This is a genomic window from Paenibacillus sp. NPDC055715, from assembly GCF_053617595.1.
The window spans coordinates 784,216-804,952 of sequence record NZ_JBSHGA010000001.1; the positions used below are offsets into that span (position 1 = coordinate 784,216).

Annotated in this window: 23 protein-coding genes and 1 pseudogene; 1 reads left to right on the forward strand and 23 read right to left on the reverse strand. The window is 37.3% G+C overall.

What is annotated here, in order from left to right; all coding sequences use genetic code 11:
- Positions 1-23 precede the first annotated feature (23 nt).
- From ACWGOO_RS03875 to ACWGOO_RS03940, 14 genes and pseudogenes are all read right to left on the reverse strand, one after another.
- On the reverse strand, positions 24-692 hold the full coding sequence (locus ACWGOO_RS03875) for a TadE family protein (RefSeq protein WP_452481510.1): 669 nt from the start codon (positions 690-692) through the stop codon (positions 24-26).
- Entirely contained in the window at positions 692-883 is a 192-nt protein-coding gene (locus ACWGOO_RS03880; protein ID WP_013309278.1) for a Flp1 family type IVb pilin, read from the reverse strand. The genes ACWGOO_RS03875 and ACWGOO_RS03880 overlap by 1 nt, the downstream gene beginning before the upstream one ends.
- Positions 884-896: 13 nt before the next feature.
- On the reverse strand, positions 897-1,775 hold the full coding sequence (locus ACWGOO_RS03885) for a type II secretion system F family protein (protein WP_452481511.1): 879 nt from the start codon (positions 1,773-1,775) through the stop codon (positions 897-899).
- Between the two features lie 12 nt (positions 1,776-1,787).
- The gene (locus tag ACWGOO_RS03890; protein ID WP_452481512.1) at positions 1,788-2,585 is read right to left on the reverse strand and encodes a type II secretion system F family protein; all 798 of its coding nucleotides are present in this window, start codon (positions 2,583-2,585) and stop codon (positions 1,788-1,790) included.
- A pseudogene (locus ACWGOO_RS03895) lies at positions 2,582-2,989 on the reverse strand (ATPase, T2SS/T4P/T4SS family); the annotation flags it as partial. The gene ACWGOO_RS03890 and the pseudogene ACWGOO_RS03895, both read right to left, overlap by 4 nt.
- Positions 2,990-3,031: 42 nt before the next feature.
- Positions 3,032-4,747: a recombinase family protein gene (locus ACWGOO_RS03900; protein WP_452481513.1), complete on the reverse strand. Its 1,716-nt coding sequence runs from the start codon at positions 4,745-4,747 to the stop codon at positions 3,032-3,034.
- Positions 4,748-4,912: 165 nt separating this feature from the next.
- On the reverse strand, positions 4,913-5,371 hold the full coding sequence (locus tag ACWGOO_RS03905; protein ID WP_452481514.1) for a putative toxin-antitoxin system toxin component, PIN family: 459 nt from the start codon (positions 5,369-5,371) through the stop codon (positions 4,913-4,915).
- On the reverse strand, positions 5,368-5,529 hold the full coding sequence (locus tag ACWGOO_RS03910; protein WP_452481515.1) for a hypothetical protein: 162 nt from the start codon (positions 5,527-5,529) through the stop codon (positions 5,368-5,370). The genes ACWGOO_RS03905 and ACWGOO_RS03910 overlap by 4 nt, the downstream gene beginning before the upstream one ends.
- A gap of 394 nt (positions 5,530-5,923) precedes the next feature.
- Entirely contained in the window at positions 5,924-6,718 is a 795-nt protein-coding gene (locus ACWGOO_RS03915) for a hypothetical protein (RefSeq protein WP_452481516.1), read from the reverse strand.
- Positions 6,719-6,881: 163 nt separating this feature from the next.
- A complete protein-coding gene (locus tag ACWGOO_RS03920; RefSeq protein ID WP_452481517.1) occupies positions 6,882-7,499 on the reverse strand; it encodes a hypothetical protein in 618 nt (205 codons plus the stop codon).
- A 29-nt stretch (positions 7,500-7,528) separates the two neighbouring features.
- Entirely contained in the window at positions 7,529-7,753 is a 225-nt protein-coding gene (locus ACWGOO_RS03925; RefSeq protein ID WP_452481518.1) for a hypothetical protein, read from the reverse strand.
- Positions 7,754-7,789: 36 nt separating this feature from the next.
- Complete coding sequence (locus ACWGOO_RS03930) at positions 7,790-8,038, reverse strand: hypothetical protein (RefSeq protein ID WP_452481519.1); 249 nt, start codon at positions 8,036-8,038, stop codon at positions 7,790-7,792.
- A gap of 482 nt (positions 8,039-8,520) precedes the next feature.
- The gene (locus ACWGOO_RS03935) at positions 8,521-9,294 is read right to left on the reverse strand and encodes a hypothetical protein (protein WP_452481520.1); all 774 of its coding nucleotides are present in this window, start codon (positions 9,292-9,294) and stop codon (positions 8,521-8,523) included.
- 37 nt (positions 9,295-9,331) lie between these two features.
- Positions 9,332-9,577, reverse strand: coding sequence for a DUF5659 domain-containing protein (locus ACWGOO_RS03940; RefSeq protein ID WP_452481521.1), 246 nt, complete (start codon positions 9,575-9,577; stop codon positions 9,332-9,334).
- A 1,829-nt stretch (positions 9,578-11,406) separates the two neighbouring features.
- On the opposite strand from ACWGOO_RS03940, the gene ACWGOO_RS03945 reads away from it, so the two are divergent.
- Positions 11,407-11,859 (forward strand): hypothetical protein, encoded by a 453-nt coding sequence (locus ACWGOO_RS03945; protein ID WP_452481522.1) that lies wholly within the window; start codon positions 11,407-11,409, stop codon positions 11,857-11,859.
- A gap of 440 nt (positions 11,860-12,299) precedes the next feature.
- Here the strand turns inward: ACWGOO_RS03945 and ACWGOO_RS03950 are convergent, their stop codons facing one another.
- The 9 genes from ACWGOO_RS03950 to ACWGOO_RS03990 form a co-directional block, all read right to left on the reverse strand.
- Positions 12,300-13,670, reverse strand: a complete 1,371-nt coding sequence (locus ACWGOO_RS03950; RefSeq protein WP_452481523.1) for a helix-turn-helix domain-containing protein — start codon at positions 13,668-13,670, stop codon at positions 12,300-12,302.
- A gap of 727 nt (positions 13,671-14,397) precedes the next feature.
- The gene (locus ACWGOO_RS03955; protein ID WP_452481524.1) at positions 14,398-15,015 is read right to left on the reverse strand and encodes a recombinase family protein; all 618 of its coding nucleotides are present in this window, start codon (positions 15,013-15,015) and stop codon (positions 14,398-14,400) included.
- A gap of 863 nt (positions 15,016-15,878) precedes the next feature.
- A complete protein-coding gene (locus tag ACWGOO_RS03960; protein ID WP_452481525.1) occupies positions 15,879-16,232 on the reverse strand; it encodes a DUF3102 domain-containing protein in 354 nt (117 codons plus the stop codon).
- 505 nt (positions 16,233-16,737) lie between these two features.
- Positions 16,738-17,208: a hypothetical protein gene (locus tag ACWGOO_RS03965; RefSeq protein WP_452481526.1), complete on the reverse strand. Its 471-nt coding sequence runs from the start codon at positions 17,206-17,208 to the stop codon at positions 16,738-16,740.
- A 78-nt stretch (positions 17,209-17,286) separates the two neighbouring features.
- Positions 17,287-17,919 (reverse strand): hypothetical protein, encoded by a 633-nt coding sequence (locus tag ACWGOO_RS03970; protein WP_452481527.1) that lies wholly within the window; start codon positions 17,917-17,919, stop codon positions 17,287-17,289.
- Positions 17,920-17,942: 23 nt separating this feature from the next.
- Complete coding sequence (locus ACWGOO_RS03975) at positions 17,943-18,491, reverse strand: RNA 2'-phosphotransferase (RefSeq protein ID WP_452481528.1); 549 nt, start codon at positions 18,489-18,491, stop codon at positions 17,943-17,945.
- Between the two features lie 34 nt (positions 18,492-18,525).
- Positions 18,526-18,738, reverse strand: a complete 213-nt coding sequence (locus ACWGOO_RS03980) for a hypothetical protein (protein ID WP_452481529.1) — start codon at positions 18,736-18,738, stop codon at positions 18,526-18,528.
- A gap of 1,024 nt (positions 18,739-19,762) precedes the next feature.
- A complete protein-coding gene (locus ACWGOO_RS03985; RefSeq protein ID WP_452481530.1) occupies positions 19,763-20,398 on the reverse strand; it encodes a restriction endonuclease in 636 nt (211 codons plus the stop codon).
- Positions 20,399-20,570: 172 nt separating this feature from the next.
- Positions 20,571-20,720: a hypothetical protein gene (locus ACWGOO_RS03990; protein ID WP_452481531.1), complete on the reverse strand. Its 150-nt coding sequence runs from the start codon at positions 20,718-20,720 to the stop codon at positions 20,571-20,573.
- Between the last annotated feature and the right edge of the window lie 17 nt (positions 20,721-20,737).

Below are 20,737 nucleotides of genomic sequence, written 5' to 3' on the forward strand. Positions count from 1 at the left end.
AGTCCATTCGTATTCCCTGCTTCTTACTGACCGTTCTGACCATATTGCGTCAATACTTGTCCTGCAACCGCCGGATTTACCTTTTCCCCTGAGCCTCTGCCCATAAACTTTGCTCCATAATATCGAACCAGCTCCACCGTGCGAATCCATTCTACAGGCTCCACCACACCCGAGCTCATCGTCCCCTGCAAATCTGTCTGATCCAGAAACTGATTTAGCAAAGGTACCTTCACCATTTTATTCAGCTCTGTTGTCACCTTGCGGCTGATCAGGCTGTTATCATACGTCATCTGTCCTTGCATACCAGCAGGCATACCTCTTTCGGCATTGGACAGCTTCTGAGCAGGCAAATCTCCTCCCCCACCGCCACCGGGTACCTGCACACTTACCTGATTATTGGCTCCAGCCCACCCAAACAAAGCACCCAGCATCACATCATCCTTCAAGCGCCAATAGAGCGAATCCCGTTGTCCTTGGGTAAAAGCGCCTGTACGCGGTTCCTTGAAGCTGTTATCCCAGCTGTAAGCGGCTCGTTCCGAAGCCGTAGAAGCGACCTGCACCAAGATGGATTTTTGATATATGTACAGGCAAAAAAATAACATCACAAAAATGACCAACAACAGTATGGGAAAGACGAGGGAAGCTTCCAATGAGAAGCTTCCTTCCTCTTTGTGTGCCAAATTGCGCAGCATTATGAATCCATGAAGTCGTTACTCTTTTTATCCGCTTTTTTCAACAGACCTTCTACAATCTTCTTGATCTGATCCTTGAAAATAATCGCCACCGCAATCAGAATCGCGATAATCAGAATCATTTCCAACGTACCCAAACCGTCCTCATCCTTGTACAATTTACGAATACTGCCTGTTACTAATGTCATCATCGTTGTATTCCTCCTACATATTCATCATCATTAAGGCGGGAGCGCCCACCAGTACAATAACTGTTAGCAAAATCAGTGCCATCGGAAATACTAGCTTAGATGAAGCCTGCTCTCCTCTTGTGCGGCTAATCGAAGTCCGCTTGCTCCATAACGTCTGAGACAACTCACGTAAAGCCATCACAAAATCGCTCCCGCCGCGTCTCATATTCAGCAACACCGTTGTCGTAAATACCGTCATTTCCTGAATACCGCAGCGCTTGCTCAAATGCTCAAATGCCTGTTGAAAGGAATAGCCGCTTTCCCATTCCCCCACCGTCTGACGCAGCTCTTGATACAACGGATGTACCGTATCCGCTCCTTTACGCTCCACGCAATGAAGCAATGCCCGCTGTACCGTCTCGCCTGCGCCGACCAAAAGCATGATTTTACTTAGCAATTCAGGCAATTCCATTAAAATTTGCTGATCCCGCTTCTGTACCTTTCCGTGCAGATCCTTGACCAGCGCGATGGGCACCAGAATACCCAGCCCCAATCCGAGCACCAGCCCGGTCGCATCCCCGCCCATCATGAGCGATATTAAAGCTCCACCAGCGGCCATCATGTATCCGTAACCCACCATTTCGGCCAGAAAAAGCATCATTTTCTCCCCGCTGTTGCGCATACCGTACAGCTTTTGTACCGAGCGCTGTAGCTTGAACATCAGCAAAGGCAGTCTTTGGGCGGCACGTGAAGCATGGATCATGTGTACGAAAGGAACCGAGAGCCTTTGCAGCCGCAGTCCTTCCAGCTTCATATGACGAAAGCTCGCATACTTAGCAGCATACATCCGGTTCAGCACCACCCAACCTCCCACTTGCAGAACCAGCATGACCAGACAAATCAACATCACCATACCCATCTCTCCTTACACTTCAATCTTCATAATGTGGTTGATCCACAAGAGACAGCCACCCAGTACAAGCAAACAAAAGGTAGACAAAATCATACCTGTCCCGCTGTATAGCGGCATCATATAATCTCCCGCAGTCATGGTCATAAACAGTACAAACAGAAAAGGCGCCGCAAACATAACCCTCGATTCAAAACGTTTCTGCGCGATCATCACACCGATCTCTTGCTGAATTTCCAGCTTCTCCCCTATAACACTTGAAGCCCGTCGCACGACCTCCACCAGATCACCCCCGGTTCGCTTGCAAGCTGCAAACACGTCCGCAAAATTCGTAATATCCTCCATCTGCGCCCGACGAGCAAAGTCCTGCAAGGCCGTCTCCACAGGTTGTCCAATTTCCAGACAGGCTGTAATAATGTTAAATTCAAAAATCAGATCATGATCTCCATCCGGGCTAAGCAGCCTTAAATCTTCTACGGCCTCACGAAAGCCGTTCTCCACCGACCTCCCCGCCGAAAGGGAAGACGAGAGCGAATATAAAGCCTGCTTGAATTGAATGCTTAGAGCCGACCTGCGCCGTTGCACCAAAAACTTACAAAAATAACGAGGCGTCACCAAAGCTCCAGCAGCGCACAGCAACGACAATATCCATTGATGATAAAAAAGATAGCCGATCATCGCGAATAGCACGCCACTAAAGAGGATACACAGGCTTTTTTGCACAGGTGACAGTGTATATACCGTATAGTCCGGCAGAGAAGTAGTCTGACGGGATGCTTGCTCTAGCTTCGTAGCAGATTTTCCTTTCTTCATACCGACGCTTCCCCCCTGCTCCAGCTTTCCGGCTTCATCCCGGCCATTTGCAGCTTCAACGTATGTTGCAAACCTTCACCGCAACGCTCCAGCCCTCCGACGATGCGTCCTTTACTTTCGCCCCGCTCCTGAAAACGATAGAGAGGATTGAGCATCACTTCACCGTTTTCAAAGCCAATCACTTCGCTAATTTCCAGCACCCGTCTGGATTTGTCCCGCAACCGTGACAAATGCACGAATATATCAATGGCCGAGCTGATCTGCTGCCGTACCACACCTAGTGGCAGCTCAGCCCCGCCCAGCACCATCGTCTCCAGTCTACTGACCATATCACGGATATTATTCGCGTGCCCCGTCGATAACGAGCCATCATGTCCCGTGTTCATTGCTTGTACAATGTTTATAAAAAGGTCATTAAAAAACAAAAAAAGTGAGGGATACGCCCCTCACTCTCCATACTGCTCCATAAAGGCTATTTCCTCCTCATAGAGCATTTCCTCTTCGTAAATCTCTTGCTTTATAGTTGGGTTATTATTTATGATGTCATCCTCATCAGAATCAAGAAATTTCCAATTAATTTCTCTAAAAGTTTCACCCTCATAAGTTGTTATGGTAATTCGTTGAAGAAATTTACGTAATACCACATTACTCAAATTATTCAAATCGAGGTTATTCAACTCTTCATTGAAATCTTCAAATTTTAACTTTAGACTATATATTTCATCATCAATAAAATTCAATCTTTTAATTTCATTTTGTAACTTTTGCATTTCCAAATCAATAGATTGATTTCTAGTATTATATTCTTCGTCAGAAATAAATTTTTTAACTACCAACCTAAAGTTAGTCTCCTTCTCTTCAGCTAATTCAGTCAACCTTTCAGTATGTTCCTTTATTGTTTTAGCAAAGTCAACTGTTTGATATCTATTTTCAATTAGCTTTGTGTAGTACCAGTCATTTACTTCTGGAGCATTGATACGTTCCTTTATCTCTTCTTTTATCCATTCAAGCATTTCTTCTTCTCTTACTAAATTACGATATTCACATACAGAATTTCCGTATTGTTCATGATTACGACAATAATAATAATGGTGCGTCTGACGAGTTGTTTTTTGTACTTTTTTTCTCATCATCCCACCGCAATTTCCACAACATAATAAATTACTAAATAAATGAGAGGTTGAATATCTTCCCCTACCATTTGTCTCGGCACCTGTTCTAACCTTTTTCCCATCATCATGCTTTGTGTTGTATGTGAAGCTCTCAATATGCGGTCTACTAGCCATTTCAGCTTTTGCCCTAAAAAAAGTCTCGTCATCTATGATTCTAAGTAGTTGATCATCATAAATAATCTGCTTATCGATTGGAATTTTCTCAATTAGATTAGAATTAATATCAGACTTTCTTGTTCTGTGCTGTCTAACTTTACCTAAATAAATTTCATTTTTTAAAATCTTAGCAACATGCGACCCAGTCCATTTACCTCCACGCTTTGTTGGTATTTGATCATCTACATACAGTTTTTTAGCTATTTTATTTACTCCATATAAATCATCAATGTATAACTCATATATCCTTCTGACTACTTCAGCTTCATACTCATTAATAACTAATTTGCCCTGAACGATATTATAGCCGTATGGTTCTCTCCCTGACCAAATGCCTTTTTTTGCTGCTTCTTTCTTTGCCCACTGTATGCTATCACTCTTCGACGTACTTTCCGCTTCAGCTAAAGTTGCAAACAGTTGAATCTTAAGCATATCTGCATTATTTAGTGAAAAAGATTGTATATCTTCAAACCATACGCCTACACCAATTTTTTTCAGTTCGTCAATGTGAATCAACATCTCTTTTACATTACGACCAAATCTGCTGACTGATTTAGTTAATATAACATCAAAGAATCCAGCTTTAGCATCTTTCATCATTTGAAGAAAAGCTTTACGGTACTTAGTAGATTTAGCACCGCTAAAACCCTCATCGACGTATCCCTTGTATGGAATATTTCCTCCATCTCTACTACTGAAAACACCAGACTCAGACAATATATAGTCATGATCCTCTGCGTACTTCATTAAACCACTAATTTGATTCTCTATTGATTGCTTTTGCTCTTCTTTGTCTGTTGAGCATCTAGCATAATATGTAGCAATTTTCTTCATAAGCACCCTCCTTATAATGAATACTATGTTTATAATAAGGTTATCATAATGATGTAAAAAAATCAGTAACTTAAACGAGTTTAATAAATCTTTACTCAATGGAATTGAATACTTTTGTTTTACAAAAAAAAGAGCCAACCCATAATTGGATTGACTTTGTGCGTTTTAAATTACTTCGTCTTCTTGAATATCTTCACTGAATCCTTCAATAAAATCTTTCGCTGTTATGCCTATAAAATCATACTCGGTTAATTTAATAAGTCCGCTTTTCAAATCATTTGTAATAAGATAGTCTGCATTCCCTTTGATTGCACATTTTAAAAACATAATGTCATCGGGATCTTTTGGTAATGTATTGGGTGATATCTTAGAATCATTGTATGATTTTGATGTATAAAAAAGTTCCGCTATGTTTTGAAGAAGTTCAATACCTTCATTTTCATCTAAGTTGTGACGAGAGAAGTTCTTTAATATGTACATCAATTCACCAATTGTGTCTCGCGAAAAAAGTAAATTTAATTCATTGCTTTCAACCATATCCATGATTTTTAAGCAATTTTCATCTTCGTAGAATAGCGCATGAACAAAAACATTAGTATCGACAACGGCAGTATAACCATTCATTTGCTATTATTAAATGACTTTTCAATATCTTCTCTTGTTAACCCTTTTTCTTTTATTGCTTTTTGAATTATTTTTCTTGAATCCGAAAGAAATGTTCTTTTTTTAGTGTTACTTAAAGTGGATGGACTCATTTTTCTTCCTCCTTTTTTCTTGCTCATTTTCATGTCATCTCCTATCACTTTAGATAGAAGATTTATATGACGAAAAACAAGAAAATATGTTCAATAGGTTTACTAAGTAAACCCTATTGAATTTTATTGTATCATATTGCACGTGTTATATGCTACGTAAAACGCTCAAAAAGTTGGTACGATTTTCGTCTGAAAATAGACGATTTTTTGAGGGATCTTTCAAGTTGAAATAAGCGTAAAAAAATGAAAAGAAAAACGCCTAGAAAAAGGCGCTTGGAATTTACTTAATTCGTTAAGCTATTTGAGCTAATTTTAAGACACGGGATATCAAATAAACAATTTGCTTGTGAATTCTTTTATTCTTATATAAATTTTCTTAGCTTTCTACGTTTAATCTAAAAATCTTCACTTCTATGTATACTCACTCTGTTGGCGTTTTAAGAATGATCTTCATCCGTTCGAAACTGAATTGTTGATAAACCGTTTCTATCATCCCATCTCCGACTGAGGTCGCTCTAACAGGCAACCAACCTGAATAACTTAAGTCTTCGTCCGTTTCGTAATCTTCTATTTCCTTCCTAGAATAAGTAATATCCTCACTCTGTATGAGATATAGAGAACCCTCCACCTGATAGAAACGACCAGTATCGCTATGAGATTGTGGCAACCCGATTGATTTAAGCGCTTCTTTTTTAGTTTCATATCTACAAAACGATTGGGATTTATCAGGGTTCACGCTATCAAATACCTTAAAAACGTAGTGTGGCTTACGAGTGGCTTTAGAAGCATTCTCTGCATTCGTTAAAACTTGTATATTGTCAAAATTATAATTCAGATGCTCATTAATTCGATCAATGGTTGGCCTAAATGATTGCTTATAGTCATTATCTATGTATTTTACTGTTGCTTCTTTCCAATCAAGCCAAAACTGTTTTTTATGTTTCACTAGCTCTAAAAATGTTTTGCTTTCATCTTCCCATTCGCATTCTACATGCTTGTAAATGCCAGCGTTATGACGACAGTTAACAATACGACAGTATATGCTGCCATGAAGAAGGTACGCTGCGAAGCGCTCTTCTGTACTACTGGAATCCTTCTTATAGTAGCGCTCTACGAATGCGATTGCGCGGCGCTTGTAGTCAACGTAATTATGATCTCCATAGGTATCTATCCAATCCTGTATAACTTCTAATTGTACAACACGATTTTTACTCAATAATATAGCCTCCTAGTTTTCATAAAATGTTGGTTTTATCTTCTGTTCTCTTCTATAGGAGAAGGGTAAAGCGCCCAATACTCATCGGCTCACCAATCATAGATGTGTCGAAAGCATTAGAAGAGTCGAATTTTTTAGCTCCATCCCCTTCTCCCATAAATGCTTAGTTTAAGTTTTGGATGCTCTGCTTTACCTTTTGATAATATTCTTTGTAAAACTCAAGCGAAGACTCTTCATCCAAATAATCATCAAGGAGACAGGAGAATTCGCTAGCACTTTCAGAATCCTTATACAGTGCGTTGGAGTCATTTTTGTTGGTTTCATTCTGAATGAACTCATACAAATGATATGTATAGTCACTAGAAGAAATCCAAGTCCATAAGATAGTGTAGAATTCACGAATTTCATTCTCAGAAAGAGTAGCTTCATTTGAAACATCTTTAACCTTCAGTTTTTCAGTCTCTTGTTTAATAGATTCAAGTTGCAACGCCATATCATAAGAGTGTTGAAGCATATCAGCAGCTTGTACAGGCTGACCATTCTCCCACTTACGCAGCTTAGATTCCGAGCATCCTAGCAGTCCACTAAGTTTTCTAAGGCTGATATTCAGCAACTGTCTACGCTGTTTATATTCTTGACCTACCTCTTTCCATTCGGCGCTACTATCTCGTACAAATTGTTCTTTGGATTCCTTGCTATCAGCAAAGATAAGTCTTGAAGCATCGTTGTATAGTTCTACCAGTTCCTCTTTGTTCATGCTGCTCAGGTGAATTGTATTCATTATGTATTTCTCCTTTTACTGTATGATAATTATTTTTGTGTATAGCTACGTTTAAACTGTTTTACAAAATTACTATTGGTATATTCCGTACTCGCATTAGCGAATTCTAAGAATAAATCAGCGTTTTTTACGGCAAACTCCATTAGCATATCATGACGACATTCCAAATCATATTCTGCTTTCAAGTGTTCATCATGCTCCTCGTATCCCAATACGCTTTTAATAAATTCATTTGTTCCTTCAGTGTGTGGCATTTTCTATCTCCCCTATTAATTTTTAAAATGCTGTTTTTACTGCATTCTTGCTTCTACCCCTTCGACAAATGCAATATATGTATCAAAGCTAATCAATCGCTCTTCACTTAAATGCATTCGATCTTGTAGATACTCTTTGAATCCTTTGAATAGCCCATGTTCATGAATGAAATCCAGAACTACTTCATATGATTCTTCGTATCCCTCAACTACTTTTTCAAGTGATTCATTTTCTTTTTTTAGCGAAACAAATTCCTCTGGTGTCAGTGTGATAGTTTTATTCATTTAAAGTTCCCCTTATTATGTATGTATTATTTTATATAATTCTAATTTATTTCATGTGAAGGCAATCCAACACTAGCTCAATCCACATCACCCCTTTCATATCCATTTTGACGCTCTAATGCCTATAGATTTATCTATGAATAACAGCCTACATATATCCCCAATACAAATGCTCTACCCACACATCTGATTCACGATTTCCTATAGACTACTCAGAAAATGAACGCACTAAAGACGAGTCAATAGCAATCCATTTTTGACCAAGTACATTGCTTATTCTGTTATCCACCTGTCAACTAAATATGCTTCAAAAACCACCTCATAATGTTACTACTCTTTAGTCTAATAATATGAGGTGCTTAGAGATGGCCATTTAGTTGACACTTTTAATCCATTTTTGACGCTCTGAAACTGATTTCCTATAAAATTATGTATAACAAAACACAGGAATCAAAACCAGCTTCCACAGGTAACAGTAGGACTTATTTTTTTGTTTTCGTCCTCTTTTTCTTATCCCATTTTTTTATGTTCTTCTCAATCTGTTCTTGATAGGCTCTCAAAAAACCAGTCTCTTCTTGTAAAGTATTCATTAGATGGTGCTCAAAATATTTAGATCCTTTTCCGTTATTCCTGTAATCTGAATATAATATGTACTTTCTATTCATCTCTCGTATCAACCTATTCAAATAATCCTTGTCGTAACCTATACAATCAGCCATCTTTTGAATGCTCATAAACGATTTTCTTTCTGTATTGTTCTGCCATTTTTTCAATAAGCAATAAACAGGATAATAACTATGATTCAGCCCTCTACTTTTATACACGCCAAGCAGGTTTAAATCTACACTTATATAATAGTCCGACTCGGTTACAGGTTTATCATATGTAACGTTTTTATCATTTGTTTCTTTAATGGTAATAGGAACATCGGTGGCTACAATATGCAATATACGATCATCAGGGATTGTCTTGTCTGAATTTAAAAACCGATCCCATCTTGTTACATTCTCAAAATCTATTATCCCAAGCTTCTTTAATAGCCTCAAACAATCAAATGTCTCTTGCTTACTCAATTTCGTTTCTTTTCTTATGTATGATATAGAAGTTAAAAATGTATATTCATAATCTTGGTTGTGTAACCGAAATCTAAACAGCGTAAGATATATAAGAAACGCGTCAATCCCCATTTTTGAGAATTTACCGCCTGAATCAAACCAATTCGATTTGATCTTGATATGCTTTAACGTATAATTCAACTTCTCAGATTCTCCTTTGGAATGTTGTGATAAAAATTTAGTGTTTCATAGTGTGCAATACTTTTTTAACTTGATTCTGGTAGCGTGAAAATTGTTTAAACTGTGATGACTTAAACTGCTCAATTAACTCATTCAAATATTCACTACGTTCAAAATAAAACTGTAGCTTATTGTTAGTTGGATTGATCCTTGTCTCCCGATACTCTAATCCATTCAACAACAAATAAGAGACTAAATTTATATCACAAATATATTTCAAATACTCTTCCTCCATCATATTCATTATTGTTCAGGCTTCTTTTGACCTTGACCTTATCTTTTCCAAGCAAGCGTAAGCGAAACAAATATTTAGGTTGCCAAACCAAATATGAGATATTATATTAGTTATCTTAAGATTATTATACTAAGTTAATAATATGTCCCCTGAAACGCCATCTTTGTCATGAAACCAAGTCAAAAACATGTACCCTCTGACCTGTTTTGTCAAATAGGTGTTTTTACGAATAAGCCAAAAAAGGTAGATAGATAACGACATTTATGTGTAATTTTCGCCATGCGAGCATATATCCCTTAAAACGTCCATTTTGTCATAAAATTTAGAGAAAATACGATACCCTATATATTGCTTTGTCACGTTTTTTCATTATTTTGAGTACCACGAGAGCCATTTTGTCACATTTTATACTAGGTACATCAGAAAACTTATATGTATCGGGCATTTACTAGCGTACCCAACTGGATGTTTTGTCACGTTCAAAGCTTCAAAGGTACACTCGTAGCTATCCTTCACATACGAGTAATCATTTAAAGTAAAACAAATAGACCCACTACTAATGCGAATGAGCGGCAGTTACATTAGTCTAAATTAGACGAATCAATCTATTTCTCGAAAAAAGCATACAACAAATAACCTTTAAATCTTGATTAGACAAATCAGCTTGACATTATGCTCCACATCATAAAATCAATTTCATTCGCCTAAATAGACTTATAGTTCTGTCATAATTTCGAGCAAATTGAATAATACTCACGCAACTGAGCGTGAACGCCTACAACGATAATTATCCTAAACAAAAGATAACTCCACCTATGCAAGTACTATAATTTGGATTGTCAAAGATCGAAATAAATTTTATTTAACGAAACAGACTCCACCAAAATCCAGAAGTCGTGTCTCTGTAACACTCCCTCCTCTTTTTCTGTCTATCCAAAAAAAATCTCATCAAGACAAACAAATAATATTAAGTTGCCAACCTCAAACTATTTACTTATCTTAAATCTGGGTGTTACTTGGTACTTCATTCAATTACTTCTAATTTTAAAACAAAATCAAAGTTATATGTATTGTCTTTGTAATTCTTCAACCAGCATTCCCCAAACGCTTCACCTTCGATTCATTTTCCGCTTCATTTTGCGTCTCCTTTCAATTTATTGTTTTAATTTCTCTGTCACTGCTCCAGTATAGCATATATTCCACCAGAGTCAACACCTTCCTTTTATTTATTTTTCAGCCATGCTTATTCGTAGTCGCTGAAATATGTATATATAAAGGAAGCGAAAAATTCGAGTCGCTATTATTCGGGCAAATTGATTCATTACGTTCATTTTCACCAATCGACTCAGCCACATCCTTCATTGACCGCTGGTCCAATGGTCCAGCGCTTTGATCACCTGCGCTCAAGCGCAACAATTTGTCACGGTGGATATTGGAGCTGGTGAGCTAATTTTGACGCACTTTCGTTTGAAGCAAGGTGTATGTAAATCACATCTCCCTTCATTCAGGTATGTTAACTGTGTAAAAAAACTCAAAATACGTTATGTCCCTCAACCATATCCTGTAGTTCAGGAATACGGGTGAGGAGCTTTTTGTAATTATGTAGCTGTTGTTTGGTGATGCCGATTTCATGGGCAATGTCAGTTTAAGTTTTTTCCAAAGTAAAATTATTTTATTTTGGCTCTTTTGAAGGTATCTAATTTTATTTTGACGATTTTTATAGAAAAATAATAGGCCTATAGCATCAATTTACAATATATTCATAAAATTAAACAACTTATACCTTTTTTATGTTACAGTTATGTAGTAGTCCAAAAAATAGAAGAGGACGTGTTAAGATGTTAAAATTGAAAAACACAGCAATTATCTTTACAAGTGTTTTGGCCCTTACAGCAGTTGCTCCGCTGGCTGCTTCTGCCGCACCAGTTACGGGGATCGAAGTATCGAAGGATGGAGGTATAGTTATCCAAAAAACTGGTCAAGAGGTACATTCGGTTCTTGGCGGGACAAGTCCAACGATGGACTTGACTGTTGAAAAAGGTTATGGACATGTAAAGATTAAAGTGAAGAATACAGGAACATCAAAACTCACTTGGAGTTTGCAGGGTAACGGGAGAGAATATGTCTATAAAACTGTTGGCAAAGGAGACACAATAACGTGGACTAGCGTTAATTCATTCCGAAATGGGATGCCTTCAGGGAAATACGTAATTCAATTCAGAGCCAACGGTAACGAAGTTAAAGGCGAAGCTTGGGGTACTACTGGTCAGTACACAGGAGACATTAACTAACCGTTGGGGTTCTGAATTGAATAAAAAAAATTTTGAAAATTGTTGGCTTCTCAGCTTTAGCCATTGTTTTAGTTATCATTTTCTTGGCTATGTACTGCATTGTATACAATTGAATTGTTATGAATGCTGTACCACAGCTTTCCAAAAGACAAGAGCCTTCCTTAAAGGGAGGGCTTTTATTTGTGTAGACTTTTGAGAAAAAACACAACTTCTCCCTAACTCCCTACATACAAAAAAGGCTAGACGGACAATCCCATCTAACCTTCTTGAGAATAGTTGATTTTCTAGATTCTATTGTCATCTTGGCGAGACCACTTTACTCTCACATTCCTCCGTGTTGTCCAGTCGGCTCGTAAGTCGATCCTTTGTCTAGATGCTGAAGAGGGGGAATTACTATTGCTACTAGCATAAAACTGGTTACTAATAAGGTTAGAATTACTTTACGTTTCATCTTCATCCACCTCATTAATCAAATTTTTGTACGCTGCCATTGTCTCAGATGATGCATACTCCTGATAGGAATCATACAGCTTTACACATTTAATTATATACGATTTATTATTGATTAATGCAGATTTTGCCAAACAACTTAACAAAAAAGTAAATCCATCTGCAAAATCACTTTTGTTAAAATAGTAAACCGCTAATTCACATGTAAAATGAGCATATCGTTCTGTAATGACTTGTTGATTGTACACACCTGCACACTCAGGTTTATTCAGCAAAGCAAAAATTTCCGTTTCAAATTGCCTTAGAATATGATCAATATTTAAATGATGTCGATTTGCAGCTTCAACTACGTTATCTAATCCGGGAAGTGCCTCTTCTTTCTTTGAAGAAAAAAATGCTACATAATCAGGTAGAACGCTTACTTCGCCTGACATAAGCTTATTCACATAGGTATTGGCTTCAGCCCATTCTTTATATCTCTTTTTCCATTCCAAGGTGATTTCATCGGTTTCCTTCACCCAACTTAAGTCAGCATATGTGTATGTATGTTGGAGTGCCTGCTCATAGTCCTTTCTTGCTTCACAAACTTCAGCATGAAGTAGATGAGAAAACGCCCAATAAGCAAATGGTGGGGAAGCAGGTTTTTTTAAGTTCTCTTTTTTCGCATCATGATGTTGATCCAACTTGTATTGAATTTCTGCTCTCAACTTCATTTTTCTCGCCATTTCCTCTACCTTATCCCATTCACGCAAAGACCTATACACGTTGGCCAAATCCTTCAATGCGTCAAGCTGGTCTATTTCATCTAGGCGTTCGACAAAATCCTCAAATTTTGTAGCCGCATTGAGATTTCGTTTTTGATCGTCTCCAATCTGAATCGTGAATATACGATATTGACAGATGGCTAAGCGTTGAGAATGCTGGTGCTTCTCACTCTCAGCCACTTTTGTATACAGAAAAGCAGCGGATTCATTGTACCCGTCTTTGAAAGCATTTTCGGCTACTTTAAAGAGTAAAGGTGGGTAGGTAACATGGTCTAGCAAAAGATATACGACTCTCTTCAAACAATCCAACTGATGAAGCTCCACACATCGGTACAAGAACGGCCTAATTTTTCGCCAGTTCGGCGGTTCATCTTCAATACACTCTTCAAAATAGCGCTCATAAAAGTGATCCGGTAATAATCCCATTCCTTGCGTAATCAGATCTAATTGATTCACGGAAATGGACTTATTGCCCGTCGTAATACCACTGACGGTGCCCGGATTCAATCCTGAGATATGTCCAAACGCGGTCTTGCTCAAACCTTTTTGTTGCAGGTATTTTTCCAATTCTGCTCTTATCGTAGGTGTATGCTCCATGAATAAACCCACCCTTCAGCGTGAACTGTAATTTGATGCATAGTTAAATAAACTATGTAGTTGAGAAACAAGTAGTAAAATAAATTTGTTTTATTGCTCTTGATTGTACCATCTTTTGGAACAAGATCATAGACCTTTCAGTTATGTAGTTAAGATACCTTTTTGGGTAGTTTACGATGATTTCTTGATTAAGGGTATCATCATGTAGCCAAGCGATTTGTTCTATACTTGATAATCTATAGTAGAAAATAGCGGTACTACTCAAGCCATACAAAATTACCTGATTGAACATTGATACTCATTTTCCCTTGTAATTTATCTATAGATTCACCTTAGAATGGAGTGTGAAGCAGACCAACAACCGTCCACAATTTGCATATTGTATCGTGTCAAAAATTAAGCTGAATCGCGGAGTTGAAGTGCTATGCCATTATTTATGGAAATTGAATGGTAATTTGATTTTTACCACCCCCCGTTCCGGAAAATTTTCCGTATCGGTAAAGATGTAACCATGTCTCATTTACAATAATTGAATAGCTGGAACATTCGCTTATAAAATAACTTCAGTGTGTAGAAGGAAGTGCTACTGCAATATTTGGAAATTAAACAGGCGTTTTAGGTGTAAATACACCCCCCTCACTTAAATTATATACTAATATATGGATGTTAATAACAAAGAACCTAGACATATTATCTAGGCTGTAACAGTGTACACATGATTATTATTTCATCCTACTTGTTTCTGTTGCTCATATTCCTTTACCCTACGATAAAATGTGTTAGGCTTCATTTCTACACGTCTCATGGCTTCCACTGCTGTTATGCTGCCTTGTTTCCATTCCTCATATACCATAATGAAGTCATCGCTTATGGTCTGTTTAGGACGACCAAACACAACGCCATTGTTCTTAGCTGCTGCTATGCCTTCATTCTGTCTTCCGTTAATCTTCTCCCGTTCACGTTCAGCCATATACGAAAGCAACTCAAGCACAATACTGGATATAACCTTCTCTAAGCCATTATGGTATTGTCTGGTGTCAAGGATAGGCATATCAAGGATAACAATGTGTGCGCCTATCTCGTGCGTTATATCTTGCCATTCACGTTTGATTTCTTCTGCATTCCGTCCAAGTCTGTCCAGCTCCTTGATGAATAGGATATCACCTTTCCTAAGCACACTCTTCAATGCTTGATAATGTGGTCTGTCAAAATTCTTGCCGCTTTTCTTATCAATAAAGTAATCTCGTTCCATGATACCTAAGTCTTGCATTGCTTCCAATTGTCTAGCTTCATTCTGATCTTTCGTTGATACTCTTATGTAACCATAGTGTCTAATCTCACCCATATGGATCACCCTTTGCTATGTCATTGATTATATTATAGCAAAACTATGTCAAAATATATATCAATACATATGAAATGTTTCAAAATATTTTATATGCTATTTGACATGTATCATAACCACTTATGACACACACTAGACTACTATTGCAAAAGGTATACTTTATGACATAGAGTTAGCTCCGTTCTGCCCGAACAATGGTCGGTCAAAATAACCATCTTGAATCTCAAGACAGTATTAACCAAGTTGGTTAGTACTGATATGGATAGTTTTACGCTCCGTACAACCCTTATGACCAACTTAAAAAATTTCGAAGTCGATGTATTAGGTTGACGCTTTGTTAACCATTATAGGGGATGCTCAACTTTGAGCGTACTATAGAGGATAAGCCGTATCGACACCCGTATCGATGCTCAATCGTCAAACTTGACCATATGTTCAAAAACTCCTTATTACATATAGCTTTCTGAGTCATTGTGGTTCAAAATTATGCCTGAATATACTTACATCGTGCCGTATCGAAAAAACAGTGAAAGTATAGATAAATAAAAGGATTTGTGAAGCATTACTTTACATCGTGGTTTCAATCGTAGGTGTCGAGAAATAATGTGCAAAAAAACTTGATGCATCAAGGGGTTATTTGATTTTCATAGACTAAATTGTGAAAAACATAAACTTAAAAAATCCTTTATTCATCTATACTTTCACGCACACCACAGACGTATCGTCAATCGCAACAAGAATCGCGGAATGGATGACTTATAATTGTCATTTTGATATTATCAATAAGAGTATATTTTCATCAATTTTCACTTTATCAAGTTGGTTCATCTCATATATATAGCTCAACACTAATACAATTTGTCTCATGGTTGAATCATATTTCGCAGCTCACGCACAGTCATTTCATTCACTGTCTTCTGCTCACCAGTTGAAGGAATAACATGTTCTTTCTCAATAAATTCTTGAGTATTTGGAACAGATAAAAGTTCAAATAGCACTTGTTTGCCTAAATGATGGGACGACTCATCATTTGAAAACTTTTCACACACCTTAATATATCTGCTTGCATCAGTTCTATCTATTCCCACAGTCTTCAGCCATTTTATCCACTCGCCATGTACCAGATTATTCTCTTTTACGTGCTTCAGACGTTTCCCAATCTCAAACACAGACTGACCTGCTATTTGTTTGTAAATCGGTTTAACCGATTTGCTCATCTTTAATTGGTCTGATATGCTCCCATACCAATTTGGTACTCAACGGTGATTTACCTGTAGAGCCTCCTAAGTTTAACTTAGCAGCTTAATACTGAAATGATGTCAGTATTAAAGTGGAAGCAATCAGTATGATAAGAGAATAGAAAATAATTTCCTATCCAATGACAAAGAGGCAAACCAAAATAATTTTGGTTTGGCACTAAGTTAAACTTAGGACTCGGCTTCCATTTAAACCATGCAGGGAGGACGAAATTTCGTCCCCGTCAATCATGTCGCCAAGTGTCACCAAAGTTGGACGTTGTTTCCAATAGTTTTACGCACCGTACAACTGTTTAACACTACGTTAAACTTAGTCATATCAAGGGTTATGACAGTTTGTCAAAAGCCTGTAGCCGATTTCTTATGTACTATTGCCTATATATAAAGGGTTTCTTCAACTTGAGGAAAGCCAAATTTTTTTAATCCATTGCATGTAGAGGTTTATTTCAAATTGAAAGAAGCCTCATCATCTCTCAACGAAATACCTATTGGTCATATACCAAGCCTTACCCTTAACTGTATCAACCATTCCCTTCTTGCTATCCAAAAACACAATCTCACCACATTCTTTACAGCCCCATTTACTCCTCTTGTATGCTGACTCATCTATATAGGAAGCTCCACATTTACACTCCACTTGAATCAATGTCTTATGCTGACTGTATGCGTCTGCTAACTGTTCATTGGCCTTACGTGCTGCTGTAGGCTGTATTACAGCTACATGTTCCCTTTGCTCTGAAAATTCATTATGTACCTTAAAATCTGCCACAAGCTCAGGATTTAATCCAAAGTGTTCTTTACCCACTGTTGTTACATATTTGCTTCCTACACGATAAGATTCTATCCAGTCCTGTATTTGTTTGCTGGATAGATTGACAATTCCTTTGATTCCACTGTTTAGTGTGTAGGTCATTGTGTAATGCTGGTATAGATTCATTTTTAGATCATCATCTCCAAAGTAAAATAAGAACACACTGTTCTAATCAAAATCCCACACTAATTAATACATTATAAGCTAAGCACCCTCAACTGTTTGAGTTTTCTCATATGCTTCTGTAAGATCACAAATATAAACTTTCCTATGATTTTTCTTTACTGTTATTTCACCTATATACATACACTTCATCTTCGCAATAAACTCTTCGGGTAAATTGTCATGTAATTCATCAAGTATATCATCAAAGATTTTATCGGCATCAAAATTCTGATCACTGTAATTATCGTGAAACTTTGTCCTATAATAATCCTCGTATAAATTTTTGTGTTCACTTTTATACAAGAGCACATATTGATAGTCTAAACCTAGCGTTGAATAGGCTTCAGAATATTTTCCGTTCCTAGTGTCTTCGTCAGACTTCCAACGTATTTTATCATGATATCTCTCTTTAAGTTCATTCAATCTCGAATCATTGTGCCAATACAAGCACAAAACATAACCGCTTGATGAAGTTAGAGGTTCCGTTGCAACCTTGGCCCAATAGAACCAGTTATGATTTATTTCCTTTTTAGCTATCTCTATCAATGAATCTTTATCGTTAGAGAAAAACAAGTATTTACCATACGTTTCTTTATTTACAGTTATATTTTTGTAGTCATTGGAATAAATGTGCTGCCATCCTCCATGCTCTTCATATTGCAATACATCCACAACCTTTAGGTAAAGTTTACACTTTATTCAAACTTCTTTAAGTACTGTGGAGGTACAAGGTCAGCAAGCCAAACACCATTGTTTGCTTTATAAAACTTCACTTGATTAGCCAATGCCTTTGCTGTGTCTACTTCGAGAATAACTAGTTCTCCACGTCTTTTGCCCGCTAAGATTGCAAACTCAAGGGATTCAGACAGATGTACATACTTTCTGCCCATTGGTTTAATTCCTTCAGTGAGAATTTTATTTATTACCTTTGTGTTTGTACCGTGATAGAGGATTCTTGGTGGAGTAGCTTCCTTATAATCTAATCTGCCTGTGCTGTGTCCATAATTAGCTCTTATGTACCCATTAACAATCTCATACCTTTGCTTTGCACAATTCTTTACTACTTGCTTGATATCCGACTCACTGACATCAGACCATCTATTCTCTGATCTAATCCCTTTAATCAGGTCTTGAATGTCACAATAGCCCTCATGATCCAGATCAATTCCAAATTGTTCAGGTGTGTGTCTCAGAATTTTACTCATAAATTTACTAAGGCTCTCTTCTTGTTTTGGTGATAACATCGTATACTCCTTCTAATGAAATATTTTGTTTTACCTACTGCTTTTCACCCTCATAGACACACTTAGACATCCAAGCATCGAATTCTTCTTTCAAATGTCTGTACTCTTCAACCAATTTTTCAGAAACTTCTTTGTTAGGATTCTGATTGACAATGGTGTATTCAATAATTCTTCTTTCCGATTCACGTAGTCTAGATTCCATATCTTTTAGTTGACTGTATAAATTACCAAGCCCATGTTTAATCAAGTTGCCACTCTCCTCACTTTTGCTTTTAATCAAATCTCAATCATATCCGTATACAACAATCTCTGATTATTCGGCAGTTCAAAGTCATAATGAAAATGCCCAAAGTACCATTTTTTATAATCTGTTTTTTGCTCATTTCATCTTCTTCGAATTGAAATGGCGTACATCTTGCTCGATCAAAAAACTCGTCTATTGCACACTTATAGTTACAATAAAACTCTCCATATTCTTCACTGTACTCCACTTCTGTTTTGTTTGTTATCTTCTCACTGCATCTTCCACATTTTATAACGTCCACTTCTATCCATCCCTCCAATTTCAAATAGAACTCATATTTTACTGTCCCAACTTATCCTTTGCTCTCTCGTAACATGATTCGTGATACCACAATGGAAAATCTTCAAAATTCGAATCATTAATCATGTTTTTCACATCATCAATTTGATTACACCATTGACACATATCTTTTTCTTTATTCATTTTACATTCCTTTCCTGTTAAAAGACTAATTTCACCTATTCATACCTTCCACTTTGCAAGTTCACTTTGTGATAATCCATACTTTTCTCTGTCTTGCTTTAAGTTAATGAAATCCATGTTTGTTTTCGGTTTGGGGCAATCACTTACAGGTACGCCAAGATTTTTATCTAAGTCATAACCTAGCTCACACTTGTAATATGGACGTTCTATAATAGAAGCCTTACACCCTTTGCAACTCTTCTTCATGGACTCTCCTATCATAAATGTGTTATTTCATCTAGCCCAATAATTTGGACATAATTCATCTGGATAATACATTTTAACTGTCCTTGTATGATCACAAGTATTTGTTTCGCATTTTATATCAACATCAGTCCAGTAGTCATTGTTAAAATGAATTTTTGAAAAACTCATATTTCCTCTACCACAATAACAGGAATACTCCCTTAATTCCCTGATTACAAACATTACAATTTCGCGTTTCTTGTTCTCATTCATTTTAGTACCACCGCCTTCTGTATAAAATCATCGTTTTACTTGAAGCCTACTTACCTGAAACAACAAGTTTCTCAGCCTTACGATCCTTCTTTACAATCTTACCATTATCCCTATAATCGTCCCATGAATCCAGACTCAAGTAAGGTTCAGCTTCAATAATATCTTTTACCTTACTATGCTGCTGCGCTTTGAATAGCTCAATCATTTTAATTAAATCGTTGCGATCCAGCAACTTCACTCCATTATAACTGGCTAACTGTTCACACGAAATTGTGTATTTGCTTGAAGTAATGACAATGGACTTCTTAGCTCTATAAAATCGCATCGAGCTATACACTTCCTGAACTGCGCTCAAACCAACAGGATTGCTTATTGCATACCGTTTAGCCTGAATGACATTGCGGTAGCCTTCTCTATCCGTAAATACCAAATCTGTTCCAAAATCTCTACTGTCTTGCGTTTTATACGCATCACTATAGCCTAAACACAGGAACAGCCTGAACAGATACATTTCAAAGTCCTTACCATCCTCCATACGGTCTATCTCGTTAATGCCAATGTTGTAAGGGTCAATATCCTGCGTTACCTTATATGATTCCTGAACTCTAGGCTTCTTAAATAAGCGTAGCAGCACCAAAGCAATCAATACAGCAACGACACACACTATCACAAATATAGACAACAATGCTCCTCCTTAGCTGCTCTAGCTCTTTTGCACACTTCCTTATAATACAACAGGTAGGGACAATTTCCCATAGGTTTTGGATAAGTATAGTAAATTAGTAACAAAAAACGCCTATCGCTAGGCGCTTACATTCATATCAAAGGGGGGCTAAGTTTAACCCTCCTTGACTCTACATGCACATCCCTTCTTGTTTGATCTTCTTCTTCATACGTCGAATCACACTCAGTTGCTTTCTAATCTCCAGCCTTCTCTCAAGCTCTGTATCCTTCCCTGCTGCCTCTTTAACCAACTGCCTATACATTGAGTCAAGCCAGTCCATGTCCATGTTACATAGCC